Here is a 15642-nt window from a genome sequence, read left to right on the forward strand (position 1 = left end):
TCTGCTCTGACCCAAGGCGAAGGGCTATTTCGCCAGTTCCAGAACCTCATCATGGCTGCGCTCCAGCCGTCCTGCCAGCCCATCCCTGACGGCAATGGACAGAATTTCGCGGAATTTCGCGGCATCGGCACCGTAGTCGCGCGATTTTCGCCGCCATTTGATCAGCAATACCGGCACCAGCGGCCAGAACAGGGCACCCGCCGCCACGCGATAGGCGATCAGGGCGTTGCGATACATGTAATAGACCTTCCAGAGCGGGCTGAGTACAAGGCCCGAGGCCGCCTGCTGGGCTTCGGTATCATGTTCAAAGCGGATCTGCGGGGCAAAGCCGATCCGTAGCCCCCGGCGCCGCATGTTCAGCGTGTACAGCTGGTCATCGCCATAGATGAACAGTCGCGGGTCAGGCGCACCGGCCGTGGCAAGCGCGTTGCGCGACAGAAAAAGGCCGACGAAAGAGGACATGTCGACATCGACCACCGGCGCATCGGGGCGATAGGCATCGTTCTGCAGGTGAAATCCGGCGCGGCCCTTGCCACCAAGCGTGCGCAGGAACTCCCGTCCGCGCCAGAAGGGGTTGCGATAGGGGCGGTTCATCTCGCAGACCGTTCCATCGGGGTGGAATACGGCGGCCCCCAGCGCGTCCCAGCCGCTGCGGTCCATTTCGCGAAAGGCTGCAATGGCCCCCGGCTCGGGGCGGCCATCATCATCCATCACGACGGTCCAATCTGCATCGATCATTTGCCGCGCATCCGACATCGCGGCCGAGAATCCGCCCGCTCCGCCAAGATTTCTGGCGCTATACCTGACGACAAGACGTTGGTCCTGCACCTGTCGCAGCCATTCGGCGGTGCCGTCATCCGAGGCATTGTCGAAAACGATCAGGTGATCGATCGGCTCCTCCAGCAGGCGGGTCACCGTTTCACGCAGCTTTTCCAGCCGTCGATGGGTCACGACGATGGCGGCGACAGAGATCCGGTTTTCAGATGAGGAAAGTTGTCGTCCCAAGAAAATTCGCCTTTGTCTCAGAGGGGCCCGCAGGTTCACGGCCAGCGGGCCATGAGGGTCTCTTGGCAAAGCGTATCACATGATACAAGCTTGCCGCTGCAATGGCAGAAGGTGAAGGGGCGAAATCTCGCCAACTCGCCTATTGCGTGTGATCGAAGAGTCGCGCAAAAATTTTTTGTGGCGTGTATAACGTCATTCGCCGGTGCGTTTCGTTGATCCAAAATAAAAACACGCGTATTCCGGTGGTATGCGGAACTGCTGAGTCCGTTCTGCCCGTTCGCTCGCTTATCGAGGATATTGAAATGTTTAACAATTTGACGACGCCAGTTGTGTTTGCAGGTGCGCTGGTTGCAGCCACTGGAGTAGCCTCTGCTGGTGGCTATACCGTTCCGGTCGTGGCAGAACCGGTGATTGCTCCCGTCGCCGCACCTGTCGCGGACTGGGCCGGCGCATATGGCGGTCTGTCCGCCGGATATGTTTTCGGCGGGGATGACCGCGTCGGAATTCACGACCCTTCGGATGCCTTGCTTGCCACCCCCGGCAGCGCCGATCTCAGCGGTGCCACCTATGGCGTGCATCTGGGTTATCGCTGGCAGCGCGAATTCCGTGGCCGCCAAATCGTCTATGGTCCCGAACTGGCCTATGAAGGCAGCAGCGCCGACGATTCCTTCGATACGGGTTCGGCCTCGGCTGAATCGCAACTGGACAATCTGATTGCCCTGCGTTTCAAGACCGGTATCCTGAACGAAGCCCAGAACACCATGTTCTATGGCATTATCGGTGCCATGCGCGGAGAATTCGACTATCAGGTCGAAGGCGCAGGCATGGATTATGATGACAGTTTCGACACCAATGCCTGGACCGTTGGTCTGGGTGTGGAGCGCATGATCAATGATCGCGTCTCGGTCTTCGGTGAATGGGAATACCGCGATTTCGGTCGCACGACCCTGACCGATGCCGCCGGATACAGCACCGAGGCCACCCCGGAACATCACGTCGTGAAAATGGGCGTGAACTTCAGCTTCTGAGCTTCATTCCATCACCCAAGAATTCGGCCGGCTGCCCTGAGCATGCCGGCCTTTTCATTGCATGGCTTCTGCTGTGATCGCGACTGGGAATGGAACAGGGAAAACCGTCCACAAAGGCCTGTGCCATTCGCGACAGCCTTTCTCCGGCCTGGCAGCGATTCCCGCTATGGTTGAAAAATCAAGGTGGAATCCACGTGAAATTCCCGGCGCCGAGCGGGTCAGCCGGGCAGGCCGCGGTCCAGAAGTTCCTTGATCTGACCGTGCGAGGTTCCGGCCACGATGCGACCAAGTTCGGTCTTGCCACGCAGCAGAATCAGGGTCGAGCGACGGGGCACCGACAAATCCTTGACGATCTGGCTGCCTTTCCACTGATCCCAGTCCACCTGCATGAAGGTGATGGCCTCATCATAGGCGGGGTCGGCGCTGCGCAGGGCATCGATCACGCGTTCCTGTGCGGCGCAGGTCGTACACCAATCGGCCTTGAAATCCAGAAACACGGTCTGCCCCTGGGCAAGGGCGGATTGCAATGCCTCGGGTGAATAGGCAACGCTGGCCGGCGTGGCACGGGCGGCCATGGGGGCGACCAATGTGATCGTGGCGGTCAGGGCAAGAAAATCGCGGCGGTTCATTCTGGTGTCTCCTTGAGGTCAGATCGAAACGGAAAGGTCCTGAAGCCAAAGCGGCATATGCTGCACCGCCAGAGCCTCGATGAGATGCATCACGCCCGACAGCATCGCCAGGCCAACGGCGATGAACACCAGTCCCATCATGGGTCTGGCGCGGATGGCCAGGGCCTGGGCGCGGGCGCGGTTGCGCATCAGCAGATCGCGTGCGCCATAGGCCAGCGCAAGGATCAGCGTCGCTACGCCGGCGGCAAAGGCTGCCATGATGGCACCTGCCTGCCAGAGGCTGCCGCCACCGCTGGCCAGCGCGATGGCACCACCCAATGTCGGCCCGATGCAGGGGCTCCATGCGGCGCCCAGCAGCACACCGCCTGCGGCCTGACCTGCCAGCCCCGCGCCCTGCGTTCTGTCGATGCCCGCATCGGCACGAGATGCAAATCCGGCGGTGGCGGTCTGGAACAGCGCGCCCGCCTGCGGCATCAGCAGCGCGGCACCAAAGGCCAGCATGCCGATGGCGGCAATGCCGTTCAACCGGTCCTCGGTCAGGCCGATCGCGTGGCCGAAGGCGGCGACCGTCAGTCCCAGGATCACGAAAGACAGGCTCATCCCCGCAGCCATGGCGACCGGACCCAGCCGATGTTTGCCCAATGCGCCAGTCACCACGATGGGCAGCACCGGCAGGACGCAGGGATTTATCAGGGTCAGCAGCCCGGCGAGATAGGCGAAAATCAGCGTCATTTGTCCATCCTGTTTTCCGACCATACGTGCGGAAACAGGATGGCGTTACAGCGCTGGGTTCACGTGCGCGTGATCGAATTGACCTTGGATATCTGCACCATGAGGATGCCGATTGCGACAATCAGCGCCCCGACCACATCGCTTGGTCCCAGGGATTCGCCCAGAAAGGCGGCCGCGATGGTGACGCCCAGAAAGGGGGTCAGGAAATGGAAGGTCGCGGCACGCACCGCGCCAATGCGACCGACCAGAATGAACCAGACCCATGTAGCGGCAATGCCCGGCACCAGAACCGTGTAGATGAAGGCAATCAGGCCGCGGGCAGACATGTGCAGGGACCATGTTTCGAAGAGGGGCGAGATCAGCGCCAATGTCGCTGCGCCGACCAGCATCTGCAGGCCGACGATCATCATGACATTGCCGCCGGAACTGGCGCCGCGCACGGTCAAGGTCGCGATCGCCAGCGCCAGGGCAGCCAGGAAACACATGGCGATGCCGACCGGATCGCTGCCCCCCTGAAGTCGCGCGCCCATGATCACCGCCACCCCTGCCACCCCAAGGGCCAGGCCAAGGACGCCGATCGGCTTCAACCGTTCACCCATGAAGAGCCAGCCCAGCAGGGCCACGATCAGTGGCATGGTTGCCGCGATGATCGAGGCCAGTCCGGCCTGGATCCATTGCATGGCAACCCAGTTCAGACCCAGGTAGAGCGCATTCTGGCACAGACCCAGAATGACAATGGCACGCCATTGATTTCTGGTCAGGTTTTTCCACGTCTGGCCCATGGCAAAGGCAATCAGAACGCCCAGAACGCCCGACAGGGCAAAGCGCAGGGACAGCGCCATGAGTGGCGGGATTTCCGTCACGATCATTCGTGTCGAGGTAAAGGCCGAAGCCCACATGATCCCGAAAACCAGACCCATGAGGATTGCGCGCAAGTCCATGAAGCCTCCTGCTTCTGCATGTCGTGCAGCATGGCTAGCAGAGGTCTTCTTGAAGGTGAAGGGCGCAACGAAGAACGGCCGCGCAATGGCGCGGCCGTTCTGATCGTCAATCCGGAATGCGGATCAGCTGTTCACGCTGTCTTTCAGCGCCTTGGCAACAGTGACCTTGACCTGCTTGTCAGCGGGTTTGGTCATCATTTCCTGGGTCTGGGGGTTGCGCACCTGACGCTCGGGGCGAGCGCGGCAAGCGATCTTGCCGATACCGGGCAGGGTCACGGCGCCGCCATTGGCGACTTCACGCGTCACAACAGCCGCGATCGCGTCCAGCACAGCCGAAGCCGATTTCTTGTCCGAACCCATTTCCTCGGCCAAGGTGGTGACGAGTTGCGTCTTGGTCATCGGTTTTGCGGAAGGCGTAGCCATTATTCTGTCTCCGTTCTTGCCCTGTTGTTCGGGCCCACAAATTGCGCCTTTTGCGGCATAACGCCTGCTACACACGGTTTTGTCCGGCAGATCAAGCCCTTTTCGCTTATCCTGCCAAAAGCGGCGTTGCAGCGTGTGCTCGCTGCCAAATCAGAGAAATGCGGTCTCGCTGAAAGAGCGCAGCTTGCGTGAATGGATGCGTTCCAGCGGCATCTCTCGCAGTTTCTCCATGGCGCGTATTCCGATCTGCAGGTGGTTGGCGACCTGGGTGCGATAGAAATCCGTGGCCATGCCGGGCAGTTTCAACTCTCCGTGCAGCGGCTTGTCACTGACGCAGAGCAGGGTGCCATAGGGCACGCGAAATCGGAATCCATTGGCTGCGATGGTGGCGCTTTCCATGTCCAGCGCGACGGCCCGCGACAGCGACAGGCGATGGACCGGGCCGGACTGGTCGCGCAATTCCCAGTTGCGGTTGTCGATGGTGGCGACGGTGCCGGTGCGCATGATCCGCTTGAGTTCATATCCGTCCAGACGCGTCACCTCGGCCACGGCCTCCTGCAGCGCCACCTGAACCTCGGCCAGCGCCGGGATGGGAACCCAGACCGGCAGATCGTCGTCCAGCACGTGATCTTCGCGCAGATAGGCATGGGCCAGCACGAAATCTCCCAGCCGCTGGCTGTTGCGCAGCCCGGCACAATGCCCGACCATCAACCACGCATGCGGTCGCAGCACCGCGATATGGTCGGTGGCGGTCTTGGCGTTGGATGGGCCGACCCCGATATTGACCAGCGTGATCCCCTGACCATTCGCCCTTTTCAGGTGATAGGCGGGCATTTGCGGCATCTTGGACAGCGGAGTCAGCGGATCATCGGGGCCGTGGATCTCTTGATTGCCCGGCGCGACAAAGCTGCTGTAACCCGATTCCGGGTCAGAGAGGGCGCGGCGGCCAAAGGCCTCGAATTCGTCGACGTAGAACTGATAGTTGGTGAACAGGACGAAATTCTGGAAATGCTCGGCCGCGGTGGCGGTGTAATGCTGCAACCGCGCCAGCGAGTAATCGACCCGCTGCGCGGTGAAGGCCGCAAGATATTGCGCGCCATCGGCCATGGGCTGGGCCACGCCATTGACGATGTCATCATTCATCGTGTTCAGGTCGGGCACGTCAAAGACATCGCGCAGCGAGAAGTCCAGCACGCCTTCCTGCGGCACCGCCAGATCGCTATGCGCGGCGACCGCGAAATGCACCGACATCGGCGTATCGCTGAGCCCGACTGTGACAGGCACCGAATGGTTCTTGATCAGCAGGGCGATCTGTTCCTTCAGATAGCCTTCGAACAGGTCGGGACGGGTCACGGTAATGGCATAGCTGCCCGGCGCCACCACATGGCCGAAGGACAGGCGCGAATCCACCTGCGGATGGTTGGCGACGGTCAGTCTCAGTTCGGGATAGAAGGCGCGATAGCGTGCCCGTGGCTTTTCGCCTTCGATCAGACGCCCGAAATGGCCCAGCAGGAACTGCGTGGCTTCGGTGTAAAGCTGTTGCAGCCGGGCAACGGCGGCGGCCGGATCGGCAAATTGTTCGCGCGCCGCTGCGGGGGGTGTTTCCACCGGAAGATAGCGGGAATCCATGTCCATATGTCTTTGGTCCTTCTCGTTCACCAAAGCCTGCCAGCGCCACCGCCATCAAGCAAGCGTCTGGCGCAGGGATCGTCGCGCCGTTACCTTGTTGTCATGGAAATGCTGATTATTGGTCACGGCTATACCGCCAGTTATCTGACACCCAAGCTGGTGTCGCGCGGCTGGAACGTCACTGGCACCACGCGGGGATCGCCCGACAGGGTTGCATCTGCAGGGGCCGACCCGCTGATCTGGCCGGGAGAGGAAACGCGCCTGCGCGATGCCATCGCCCGTGCCGATGCGATTCTGGTATCAGCCGCGCCGACATCTGACGGAGATCCGGTTCTGCTGGCGCTGTCGGCGGATCTGGGCTCGGCAAACCCGCGCTGGCTGGGCTATCTGTCCACGACTGGCGTTTACGGAGATCGCGGTGGCGATTGGGTCGATGAGGACAGCAGGCTGGACCCATCGACAGAACGGGGCAGGGCCCGCGTCCGGGCCGAACGGGCATGGCAGGATCTGGCCCGCGCCCATGATCTGCCGCTGCATATCTTTCGCCTTGCCGGCATCTATGGCCCCGGACGTGGCCCCTTTGCCAAGATCCGCAAGGGCACCGCGCGGCGGATCATCAAGCCGGGGCAGGTCTTTTCGCGCATTCATGTCGAGGATATTGCCCAGGTTCTGCTGGCATCCCTGGCATCGCCCGATCCGGGGGCGATCTACAATCTGTGCGATGACGATCCCGCGCCGCCGCAGGACATCATTGCCTGCGCGGCGGAATTGCTGGGGGTGCAGCCCCCACCCGAGGTCAGCTTTGATCAGGCCGATATGGGCGCGATGGCGCGATCCTTCTATGCCGACAGCAAGCGCGTGCGGAATGACCGGATCAAACGCGATCTGGGCATCCGCCTGCGCTATCCCGATTACCGCAGTGCGCTGATCGCGATTCTGAAGGCCGAGGCGTGATGTCGCGCCATTCCGGCAACGGGCCGCATTGTCTTTGCCCGCTGTCCGTGCATGATCGCCGGCGATGAAACATGATGTCGATGTTCTGATTGCAGGCGGCGGGCTGAACGGCCCGACCTTGGCGCTGGCTCTGGCCGGGGCGGGATTGCGTGTGGCCGTTGTCGATCCGCGACCGGCGGATGCCCGTGCGGATGAGGGGTTCGACGGTCGCGCCTATGCGCTGGCCGTGGCCTCGCAACGGCTGCTGGCGGCGCTGGGACTGTGGGGCGATCTGGCAGAAAAGTGCCAGCCGATTCGACAGGTGAAGGCGTCGCAGGGCCAGCCGGGCGAAGGGGCTGCGCCCTTCTTTCTGCATTTCGACAGTGCCGAGATCGAAGAAGGCCCCGTGGGCTATATGCTGGAGGACCGCTTCCTCTATCGGGCGCTGCTGGGCGGGATGACCGACAATGTCGATCATCGGTCGGGACTGTCGGTGATCGATCATGACACGGATGATTCAGGCGTGACCGGGCATCTGTCAGACGGCAGCCGGATTCGCGCCCGGCTTCTGATCGGTGCCGATGGTCGCGGATCGGGCGTGGCCCGTCGTGCGGGCATTGCGCGCAGGGGATGGGACTACGGCCAGACCGCGCTGGTGGCCGCGATTGACCATGACCACGATCATCAGGGCATTGCCCAGCAGTATTTCATGCCGACCGGGCCGCTTGCGATCCTGCCCCTGCCGGGCAATCGCAGCAGCGTGGTCTGGTCCGAGACGCGCGAAAATGCAACGGCCATTGCTGTATTGTCCGACAGGGACTTTCTGGATGTGCTGCGCCCGCGTTTCGGAGAATATCTGGGCGAGGTTTCGCTGGCGGGGCGGCGCTTTTCCTATCCGCTCAGCCTGTCGCTGGCCGAACGCTATGTGGTGGCCCGCGTGGCGCTGGTCGGAGATGCCGCCCATGGCGTGCATCCGGTCGCCGGGCAGGGGCTGAATCTGGGCCTGCGCGATGTTGCCGCCCTTGCCGAGACCCTGGTCGATGCCGCAAGACGTGGCGAGGATATCGGCGCCATCAATGTGCTGGAACGCTATCAGGGCTGGCGGCGTTTCGACGCGACCAGCCTTGCGCTGGGAATGGATGCGGTCAATCAGATCTTCGGCACGGACAATCCGCTGATCCGCGCGGCGCGCGGGCTGGGCATGGGGGCGGTGACAGCCATCCCCTCGCTGCGCCGAGGCTTCATGCGTCAGGCCGCTGGCCTGTCGGTGGATCCGATGCCGCGCCTGCTGACCGGACGGGCGCTCTGACCGGGCTGTCACGAAGCCGAGAGCAGGAAGACCCAAATCGTTCCGTCAGACGTGATGTGCAGTGCCAGATGAAAAGGATATGATCCGACCATGAACATCAGATCGCTCGCCCTTGCGCCCGCCCTTGTCCTTGCCCTTGCCTTTCCGGCCCTGGCCGAGAAGATTCCGCTGAACGAGATCTCGCGCTATCTCAACAGCCTGAAAACCGTGACCTCCGAGTTCACGCAGGTGAATCCCGATGGCACGATTTCGACCGGGACCGTCTATATCCAGCGGCCGGGCCGGGCGCGTTTCGAATATAACAATGACCAGACGCTGGTTCTGGCTTCCGCAGGTTCGGTGGCGGTGTTCGATCCGAAGTCCAATGCCGGACCGCAGCAATATCCGCTGTCGAAAACGCCGCTGTCGATCATCCTTGATGCCAATGTGAACCTGGGGCGGGCCAATATGGTCACCGGCTATGCCGAGGCCAAGAATTCGACCGTCGTGACCGCGCAGGATCCCGCGCACCCCGAGTATGGCAATATCAAGATGGTGTTCACCAGTCCGACGCAATTGCGGCAATGGGTGGTCACCGACAATGCCGGAGAGAAGACGACGGTGATCCTGGGTGAAATGCGCAGGGTGAATTCGATCCCATCGTCGAAATTCTCGATCTCGGCCGAGATGGCGCGGCACAAGTAAGCTCCCGCCTCACCGCGGGCCGTGCCCATGGCCCCGGTGGGAGGCGGAAACATCTTGCTGGCTTGATTTTTTGCCCGCCGGGGTCCAACGCCATCTGTGACACATTGCTACACAGGTGACACCATGACCTCGCAAGCCCGCCTTTTCACACCCGTTCTGATTGGCGGCTGCCTGATCCTGATGATCAATTTTGCGCTGCGGGCCAGTTTCGGAGTTTTTCAGATTCCGATCGGCACCGAGTTCGAATGGCCGCGTGCCGAATTTTCCATGGCCATCGCCATCCAGAATCTGGCCTGGGGCATCGGACAGCCGCTGTTTGGCGCCCTTGCCGAAAGATGGGGGGATCGTTGGGCGATCATTCTGGGCGCGCTGCTGTATTCGGCAGGCCTGATCCTGACGGCCTTTGCCACCACCCCGGCAAGCATGCAGTTGCTGGAGGTGATGGTCGGATTCGGGGTCGCGGGAACCGGCTTTGGTGTCATTCTGGCGGTGGTCGGCCGGGCGGCCAGTGATGACAACCGCAGCCTTGCGCTGGGGATCGCCACGGCGGCGGGTTCGGCCGGACAGGTCTTTGGCGCCCCTCTGGCCGAGATATTGCTGGCATTCTACAGCTGGCAGGCTGTCTTCATCATCTTTGGCGTGATCGTGCTGGGCTGTCTGCTGTTCCTGCCCATGCTTGGAGGCGGCAAACCCGCCAGCCGCGACGAGCTTGAAGAGAGCCTTGGCAGCGTGCTGGGGCGGGCCTTTCGCGACCCGTCCTTTCTGATGATCTTTATCGGCTTCTTTTCCTGCGGCTATCAGTTGGGTTTCATCACCGCCCATTTCCCGGCCATGATTACCGAGATGTGCGGACCGATCAGCCCCCTTGGCACGCTGGCCTCCATCGGGATCACCAGCACCTCGGCGCTGGGGGCCATTGCAATCAGCCTGATCGGTCTGGCCAATATCGCCGGATCGCTTCTGGCCGGGTGGCTGGGCAAGCGCTACAGCAAGAAATATCTGCTGGCCGGAATCTATGCGCTGCGCACGCTGACCGCAGCGGCCTTTATCCTGGCGCCGATCACACCCCAGACGGTGATCCTGTTTTCTCTGGTCATGGGGGCGCTGTGGCTGGCAACGGTGCCGCTGACCTCGGGTCTGGTCGCTTATATTTATGGTCTGCGCTACATGGGAACGCTGTATGGATTCGTGTTCCTGTCGCATCAGATCGGCTCTTTTCTGGGGGTCTGGCTGGGCGGTGCGCTTTACGACCGCTATGGCGATTACACGCTGGTCTGGTGGGTCGGCGTGGGTGTCGGGGCGATAAGCGCGCTGATCCATTTGCCGGTACGCGAAAAGCCATCGCAGATGCCCATGGTGAGGTCAGCAGGAGCGTAAGCGGATTTGACCTTTCGCCCGGCGCCACCTAGCGTCCGCAACGCAATCAACAAGGGCCAACCATGAGCGATCACAGTGCAAACCGTCATCCGCGCGAACATGCGGTGGCCATCCGCTATCAGCAGCAGTCAGCCGAGATCAAGGCGCTGCAAAGGCAATGCTATGCCCTGGCAACCCTGCGCCTGCAGGCGGCGGTCGATGCCGCAGGCGGTCAGGGGCAGGGGCTGGCGATCATGTCCGATATCGACGAGACGATTCTGGACAACTCGGCGGTCATGGCACATGCAATGACCCTGGACGAGCGCCACGACAATATCGAAACCTGGAAACTGTGGGAGCGCGAAGGCGACCCGCATCTGATTCCCGGTGCCGCCGATTTCCTGGCCCTGGCCGACAGGCTGGGCGTGACGATATTCTATGTTTCCGACCGTTTCGATGAAAACAAGATGGCGACGATCGCGACCCTGTCCCGGCTTGGATTACCGCAGGTGGATGCCGATCATGTGCTTTTGTTCGGTCCGCCGAAATCGGTGCGGCGCGCCGCGATCGAAAGCGACTATCGCATCATCCTTCAGCTGGGGGACACATTGCATGATTTCGATGGCGGTTTTGCCACTGACGATCTGCAGCACCAGCATCGCCTGACCGAGGATCACGCCCATCGCTTTGGTGTGGACTGGATCGTCTTTCCCAATGCGGTTCATGGCAAATGGATGGATGCCGAGATCATGCCCTGGAAGGCTCCACTTGCAAGATCATCGGGCCGAACATGAAAAAAACCGCCGGAATGCACTGAAGAGGGGCATGCACTTCCGGCGGCGAATCGAAAAAAGTATTGATTTTAATTACTTGTAAATCTGCTACTCGCTACCCAAGCTCAGGGTCGGACAGCTTGTACGACCTAGAAATAACACCATGAAAAAGGTCTCGGCATGTCTGCTTGCCTCGACTTGCATCCTTATCGAACATTTCGGTCCGTCAGGCTATTCGCGCGATTACGTAGGTGCTGTTGCCTATGTCTCTTGATGGCAAGCAATGGCGATCAACGGCAAGATGACGGGTTCACGCCCGTCGCGCGCAATGCCCATTGCGTCATCTGTGCAGTCAGTTCCTGTCCCGCCAGATCGAAGGCCGGGATCAGGTCGGCGGTCTTGCTGCTGGCGGCGGGAATCTCGATGTCAAAAGCTTCGCGCGAAACCACGCTGGCGTCCATTTCGCGCACCAGCTGCGCCTTGACGGCCATTCTGACGGTGATCGCATCCCCATTGATCCGGGCATTGAAGGCATCGATCTCGCTGATCAGGGCATAATCGCCGGCCAGCCCCAGCGGCGCGCGACCGACATGGCTGAAGCTGTCATAGCTGCCCAATCCCTGCACCAGCAGGCGCTGCAGGGTGACGGGGACGGTATCTCCCCATTCCGCGTCGGGCAGATACTGGGTCTGAAGCGCCGAGGGGCGGATCATGATGCGCTCGCTGTCCAGCGTGCCACGGGTCTTGGGCAACTCAACGACCAGCTCGGTTGCATGGCGGCGCCCGCAGGATGTATGTTCAAAGCTGGGCGCGCGCAGTTCAAACACGTCCCGATCCGGCCCCCCCTCCAGTGCGGAAATGATCGAGCATCCCGGCAGCAAGGCGAAAAGGGCCAGCAGAGCAAAACTTGAACGGTGCATCGGGAACCTCAACGACGGAACTCAGGGGTGCGCGGGCCGGTCAGCAGCTGGGCCGGATTGCGTTTCAACAAGTTGATCAACGCATCCGTATCGGCAACCAGACCGCGCAGTTCAACAGACAGGCGCGAAAATTGTGGCAGGGCTTCGGCGGTGAATCTTTGCACGGGGCTGCGGGCGCTGTCCAGAACGCCACGAAGCGAGCTGAAGGCATCTGCGGCCGATGTGGCGGCGCTGCGCAGCTGCTCCATGATCTCGGGCAGGTTGTCCGAGACGCTGCCAAGGGCGGTGTTCACCTTTCCGAGGGTGTTGCGCAGATCAGAGATGACCGGTCCCAGGTCGGTGCCGAACATCTCGGTCGCGGCCTTGAAGGCATCATTTCCCGATGTCAGCGCCAGGTCCAGCTTGGTCAGGCTGTCCTCGGCCCGCGTGGACAGCCGCGCGAAATCGCCGCGCAGTTCACCGGCCGTTTCGTTCAGCGTCTGCGTCAGATCCTTCAGATCTCCAGCTACATAGCCGCGGACTTCATCCAGTGTGCCGGTTGCGGCGGACAGCGTGCCATCGGCCTGTTTGGCGGCATCCGAGAAATTCTGCAGCGCGGTTTCGGCGGTCGCGCTGAGCGTGTCCAGCTTGCCGCCGAAGGCCGCGATCCCGTCTGCGGCCTGACCGATGGCGCCGGTGGCCGATGACACATCGGAAATCGCCTGATCCAGATTGGCGCTGGAATGTTCGACATTGTCCAGAATATTTGAGACGCGCTGCACATTCTCATCGCTGAGCAACAGCGTCAGCCGGTCCGCAACGGTGCCCAGCTTGTCGATGATCTCGGGGCCTTCCTGCGTCAGTTTCTGCAGGGCCGATTTGCTGGAAGGGATCACCGGCACATCTTCATCGGTTGAATCCCTGAGAAGCGGAGAGCTTTGCGTCCCGGCAGTGATCGAGATATTGGATACGCCGGTCACGCCCTGAGATTCCACCGAAGCGCGCGAGGTCACGCGCACCGGCGTATCCTCGTCCACCTCAAGGCGCACCCGCACGGGGGCATTCTGCTGGGGGGCCAGGTCGATATCGACGACCGATCCGACCTTCAGCCCCGCAAAGCGCACATCGGAAGAGACGCCCAGGCCCGAAACCTCGTTGAAATACACGTCGTAATAGGCGAATTGCTGATCCAGTTCGAGCTTGGCGAACCACAGCAGGAAACCGATGATCCCCAGAAACCCGGCTATCGCAAATGCGCCGATCAGGACGTAATTCGCCTTGGTTTCCATCCTGTTATCCTTCGATCTGGTCGGCCGGCTGCGCGGCGCGTGCGCGCGGACCGTGGAAATATTCGCGGACCCAAGGATGATCCACCTTCAGCATCTCTGCCATCGTTCCCGTGGTCAGCACCCTCTTTTCCGCAAGCACCGCGATCCGGTCGCAACAGGCATGCAGGGTATCAAGATCATGGGTGACCAGAAAGACCGACAGGTTCAGTGCGTCGCGCAGCCCGACGATCAGCCTGTCAAAGGCATCCGCGCCGATCGGGTCAAGCCCGGCGGTTGGCTCGTCGAGAAAGACGATTTCGGGGTCAAGCGCCAATGCGCGGGCCAGACCGGCACGTTTGCGCATGCCGCCCGACAGATCCGACGGGTAATCGGCATTGGCCTTGTAGGGCAGCCCGGCCATGGACACCTTCAACTGCGCAAGGCTGACGCGCTGTTCGTCCGACAGACCGGGGACGGCGCGCAGTGGCACCTCGACATTTTCCTGCACGGTCAGCGATGAAAACAGCGCGCCATCCTGGAACATCACGCCCCAGCGCCGTTCGATCGCTTCGCGTTCCGCGCCCGACAACGCGGTCACATCGCGACCAAAGACCGAGATTTCCCCCGAAGCCGGTTTGATCAATCCGACGATGCTGCGCAGCAGGACCGATTTTCCCGTGCCAGAGCCTCCGACGACGCCAAGAATCTCTCCGCGGCGAAGCTCCAGATCCAGATCCTTGTGGACGACATGATCACCGAACTGGGTGCGCAGGCCACGGACCTTGATGACGTTCTCGACGCTCATATGCCGATCACCGAGAAGAGGACGGAAAAGGCAGCATCCGCGATGATGATGGCAAAGATTGCAGCCACGACCGAGGCTGATGTCTGGCTGCCAAGGGATTCGGCGTCCTTGCCGACCATCATGCCCGCGTGACAGCCGATCACGCCGATGATCAGCGCAAAGACCGGGGCCTTGACCAGACCGACGATGACATGATCCACGCTGATGTCGGACAGCCGCGTCAGGAACATAGAGGGCGATACCTTCAGTTCGATCCATGACATGATCGCGCCGCCCAGCAATCCCGACAGATCCGCAACCAGCCCAAGGATTGGCAGCATCAGCACCAGTGCCAGAACCCGTGGCAGGATCAGCACCATGTCGGGGTCCATCCCCAGCGTGCGCATGGCGTCGATTTCCTCGCGCATCTTCATCGAACCAATCGAGGCCGTCAGCGCCGATGTGGTTCGCCCTGCCACGACGATGGCAGTCAGCAGGATGCCCAGTTCGCGCAGAACCGAGATGGCGATCAGATCGACGACAAAGACTTCGGCCCCGAACTGGCGCAACTGCGCAGCGCCCTGAAATGCCAGAACCACGCCGATCAGGAATGACATGACGGCAACGATGGGAACCGCGCGCAGCCCCGTTTCCTGGCAATGATGGACCAGAGAGGTCAGGCGGAATTGTGACGGATGGCGGATGCCACGCAGGAATGCGGCAAGAAACCGGCCCAGATATTCGGTCAATTGCCGAAAGATCGACAGCCCCGCGACGACCTGTATTCCGGTCTGCTGCAGGATCTGGCGCCACCAGATCAGTGGTATGGGCAGGGCATCGGGCGTGGGGATCGCATCGGATACCGTTTCCAGCAGCTGCGCCTGCGATTGTGACAGGCCGACAAGTCTGGCCCCGGCATTTCGCTGAACGGCGAGGTAATGGGCGCCGGCCGTATCAAGCTGTTCCACGGCCGACAGGTCGATCCGAGTTGCAGTCTGTTGCGGGGTTTGGGGAAGGGTCCAGACCACAAGTGCACCGCTGAACGACAGATCTCCGTCGCGATCTGTGATCATCAGGCGGGCCTGACTGGGGTCGGGCAGTTTCACGGCGAACAGTCCTTCATTGCGCAACCTCAGATTGCCGCTCTGCATGTGCATGTCAAACGTACAGGCCGTCGCGACCGGATTTCGACCCTTGATTGAGGCGTGACGGCCACGAGCAACTCTGGCGTCATCGCCCGCCGTCCGCG

The 15642-nt window shown here is 61.5% G+C and carries 16 protein-coding genes; 6 read left to right on the forward strand and 10 right to left on the reverse strand.

The annotated features are described in order from the left end of the window. Window positions 1-24: 24 nt before the first annotated feature. Entirely contained in the window at window positions 25-1005 is a 981-nt protein-coding gene (locus tag JHW44_RS01085) for a glycosyltransferase (protein WP_245847203.1), read from the reverse strand. A gap of 302 nt (window positions 1006-1307) precedes the next feature. On the opposite strand from JHW44_RS01085, the gene JHW44_RS01090 reads away from it, so the two are divergent. Beyond that, window positions 1308-2033 (forward strand): outer membrane protein, encoded by a 726-nt coding sequence (locus tag JHW44_RS01090; RefSeq protein ID WP_089344846.1) that lies wholly within the window; start codon window positions 1308-1310, stop codon window positions 2031-2033. 218 nt (window positions 2034-2251) lie between these two features. Here JHW44_RS01090 and JHW44_RS01095 read toward each other — a convergent pair whose 3' ends face one another. The 5 genes from JHW44_RS01095 to JHW44_RS01115 form a co-directional block, all read right to left on the reverse strand. Further along, window positions 2252-2662, reverse strand: a complete 411-nt coding sequence (locus JHW44_RS01095; RefSeq protein WP_089344847.1) for a thioredoxin family protein — start codon at window positions 2660-2662, stop codon at window positions 2252-2254. Window positions 2663-2680: 18 nt separating this feature from the next. After that, a complete protein-coding gene (locus JHW44_RS01100) occupies window positions 2681-3394 on the reverse strand; it encodes a cytochrome c biogenesis CcdA family protein (RefSeq protein WP_089344848.1) in 714 nt (237 codons plus the stop codon). 59 nt (window positions 3395-3453) lie between these two features. Next, window positions 3454-4335 (reverse strand): DMT family transporter, encoded by an 882-nt coding sequence (locus JHW44_RS01105; protein ID WP_089344849.1) that lies wholly within the window; start codon window positions 4333-4335, stop codon window positions 3454-3456. A 123-nt stretch (window positions 4336-4458) separates the two neighbouring features. Then, on the reverse strand, window positions 4459-4758 hold the full coding sequence (locus JHW44_RS01110; protein WP_089344850.1) for an HU family DNA-binding protein: 300 nt from the start codon (window positions 4756-4758) through the stop codon (window positions 4459-4461). A gap of 150 nt (window positions 4759-4908) precedes the next feature. Then, on the reverse strand, window positions 4909-6393 hold the full coding sequence (locus JHW44_RS01115; RefSeq protein ID WP_179217740.1) for an AMP nucleosidase: 1485 nt from the start codon (window positions 6391-6393) through the stop codon (window positions 4909-4911). Window positions 6394-6489: 96 nt separating this feature from the next. Between JHW44_RS01115 and JHW44_RS01120 the strand changes: the two genes are divergently transcribed. From JHW44_RS01120 to JHW44_RS01140, 5 genes are all read left to right on the forward strand, one after another. Then, window positions 6490-7341 (forward strand): SDR family oxidoreductase, encoded by an 852-nt coding sequence (locus JHW44_RS01120; protein WP_089344851.1) that lies wholly within the window; start codon window positions 6490-6492, stop codon window positions 7339-7341. Between the two features lie 64 nt (window positions 7342-7405). Beyond that, window positions 7406-8629: a UbiH/UbiF/VisC/COQ6 family ubiquinone biosynthesis hydroxylase gene (locus JHW44_RS01125; RefSeq protein ID WP_089344852.1), complete on the forward strand. Its 1224-nt coding sequence runs from the start codon at window positions 7406-7408 to the stop codon at window positions 8627-8629. Window positions 8630-8719: 90 nt separating this feature from the next. Then, entirely contained in the window at window positions 8720-9313 is a 594-nt protein-coding gene (locus JHW44_RS01130) for a LolA family protein (RefSeq protein ID WP_089344853.1), read from the forward strand. 123 nt (window positions 9314-9436) lie between these two features. Further along, a complete protein-coding gene (locus tag JHW44_RS01135; RefSeq protein ID WP_089344854.1) occupies window positions 9437-10690 on the forward strand; it encodes an MFS transporter in 1254 nt (417 codons plus the stop codon). A gap of 62 nt (window positions 10691-10752) precedes the next feature. Next, window positions 10753-11463, forward strand: a complete 711-nt coding sequence (locus JHW44_RS01140; protein ID WP_089344855.1) for a 5'-nucleotidase, lipoprotein e(P4) family — start codon at window positions 10753-10755, stop codon at window positions 11461-11463. Between the two features lie 269 nt (window positions 11464-11732). Here JHW44_RS01140 and JHW44_RS01145 read toward each other — a convergent pair whose 3' ends face one another. Genes JHW44_RS01145 through JHW44_RS01160 form a run of 4 tightly spaced genes read right to left on the reverse strand, consistent with a single transcriptional unit; the run spans window position 11733 to window position 15466 of the window. Then, on the reverse strand, window positions 11733-12362 hold the full coding sequence (locus JHW44_RS01145) for an ABC-type transport auxiliary lipoprotein family protein (protein WP_089344856.1): 630 nt from the start codon (window positions 12360-12362) through the stop codon (window positions 11733-11735). A gap of 8 nt (window positions 12363-12370) precedes the next feature. Beyond that, window positions 12371-13630, reverse strand: a complete 1260-nt coding sequence (locus tag JHW44_RS01150; protein ID WP_089344857.1) for an MlaD family protein — start codon at window positions 13628-13630, stop codon at window positions 12371-12373. A gap of 4 nt (window positions 13631-13634) precedes the next feature. Beyond that, complete coding sequence (locus JHW44_RS01155) at window positions 13635-14414, reverse strand: ABC transporter ATP-binding protein (protein WP_089344858.1); 780 nt, start codon at window positions 14412-14414, stop codon at window positions 13635-13637. After that, on the reverse strand, window positions 14411-15466 hold the full coding sequence (locus JHW44_RS01160; RefSeq protein ID WP_089344906.1) for an ABC transporter permease: 1056 nt from the start codon (window positions 15464-15466) through the stop codon (window positions 14411-14413). Before JHW44_RS01160 ends, JHW44_RS01155 begins: the two co-directional genes overlap by 4 nt. Between the last annotated feature and the right edge of the window lie 176 nt (window positions 15467-15642).

Origin of the sequence: Paracoccus seriniphilus, assembly GCF_028553745.1 — a bacterium.
Taxonomy (GTDB): Bacteria; Pseudomonadota; Alphaproteobacteria; order Rhodobacterales; family Rhodobacteraceae; genus Paracoccus; species Paracoccus seriniphilus.

Coding starts and splice junctions, on each gene's coding strand:
- JHW44_RS01110 (WP_089344850.1), bottom strand. CDS start 4,758: ATGGCTACGCCTTCCGCAAAACCGATGACCAAGACGCAACTCGTCACC.
- JHW44_RS01130 (WP_089344853.1), top strand. CDS start 8,720: ATGAACATCAGATCGCTCGCCCTTGCGCCCGCCCTTGTCCTTGCCCTT.
- JHW44_RS01105 (WP_089344849.1), bottom strand. CDS start 4,335: ATGGACTTGCGCGCAATCCTCATGGGTCTGGTTTTCGGGATCATGTGG.
- JHW44_RS01145 (WP_089344856.1), bottom strand. CDS start 12,362: ATGCACCGTTCAAGTTTTGCTCTGCTGGCCCTTTTCGCCTTGCTGCCG.
- JHW44_RS01120 (WP_089344851.1), top strand. CDS start 6,490: ATGGAAATGCTGATTATTGGTCACGGCTATACCGCCAGTTATCTGACA.
- JHW44_RS01125 (WP_089344852.1), top strand. CDS start 7,406: ATGAAACATGATGTCGATGTTCTGATTGCAGGCGGCGGGCTGAACGGC.
- JHW44_RS01135 (WP_089344854.1), top strand. CDS start 9,437: ATGACCTCGCAAGCCCGCCTTTTCACACCCGTTCTGATTGGCGGCTGC.
- JHW44_RS01140 (WP_089344855.1), top strand. CDS start 10,753: ATGAGCGATCACAGTGCAAACCGTCATCCGCGCGAACATGCGGTGGCC.
- JHW44_RS01095 (WP_089344847.1), bottom strand. CDS start 2,662: ATGAACCGCCGCGATTTTCTTGCCCTGACCGCCACGATCACATTGGTC.
- JHW44_RS01150 (WP_089344857.1), bottom strand. CDS start 13,630: ATGGAAACCAAGGCGAATTACGTCCTGATCGGCGCATTTGCGATAGCC.
- JHW44_RS01155 (WP_089344858.1), bottom strand. CDS start 14,414: ATGAGCGTCGAGAACGTCATCAAGGTCCGTGGCCTGCGCACCCAGTTC.
- JHW44_RS01160 (WP_089344906.1), bottom strand. CDS start 15,466: ATGATCACAGATCGCGACGGAGATCTGTCGTTCAGCGGTGCACTTGTG.
- JHW44_RS01100 (WP_089344848.1), bottom strand. CDS start 3,394: ATGACGCTGATTTTCGCCTATCTCGCCGGGCTGCTGACCCTGATAAAT.
- JHW44_RS01090 (WP_089344846.1), top strand. CDS start 1,308: ATGTTTAACAATTTGACGACGCCAGTTGTGTTTGCAGGTGCGCTGGTT.
- JHW44_RS01115 (WP_179217740.1), bottom strand. CDS start 6,393: ATGGACATGGATTCCCGCTATCTTCCGGTGGAAACACCCCCCGCAGCG.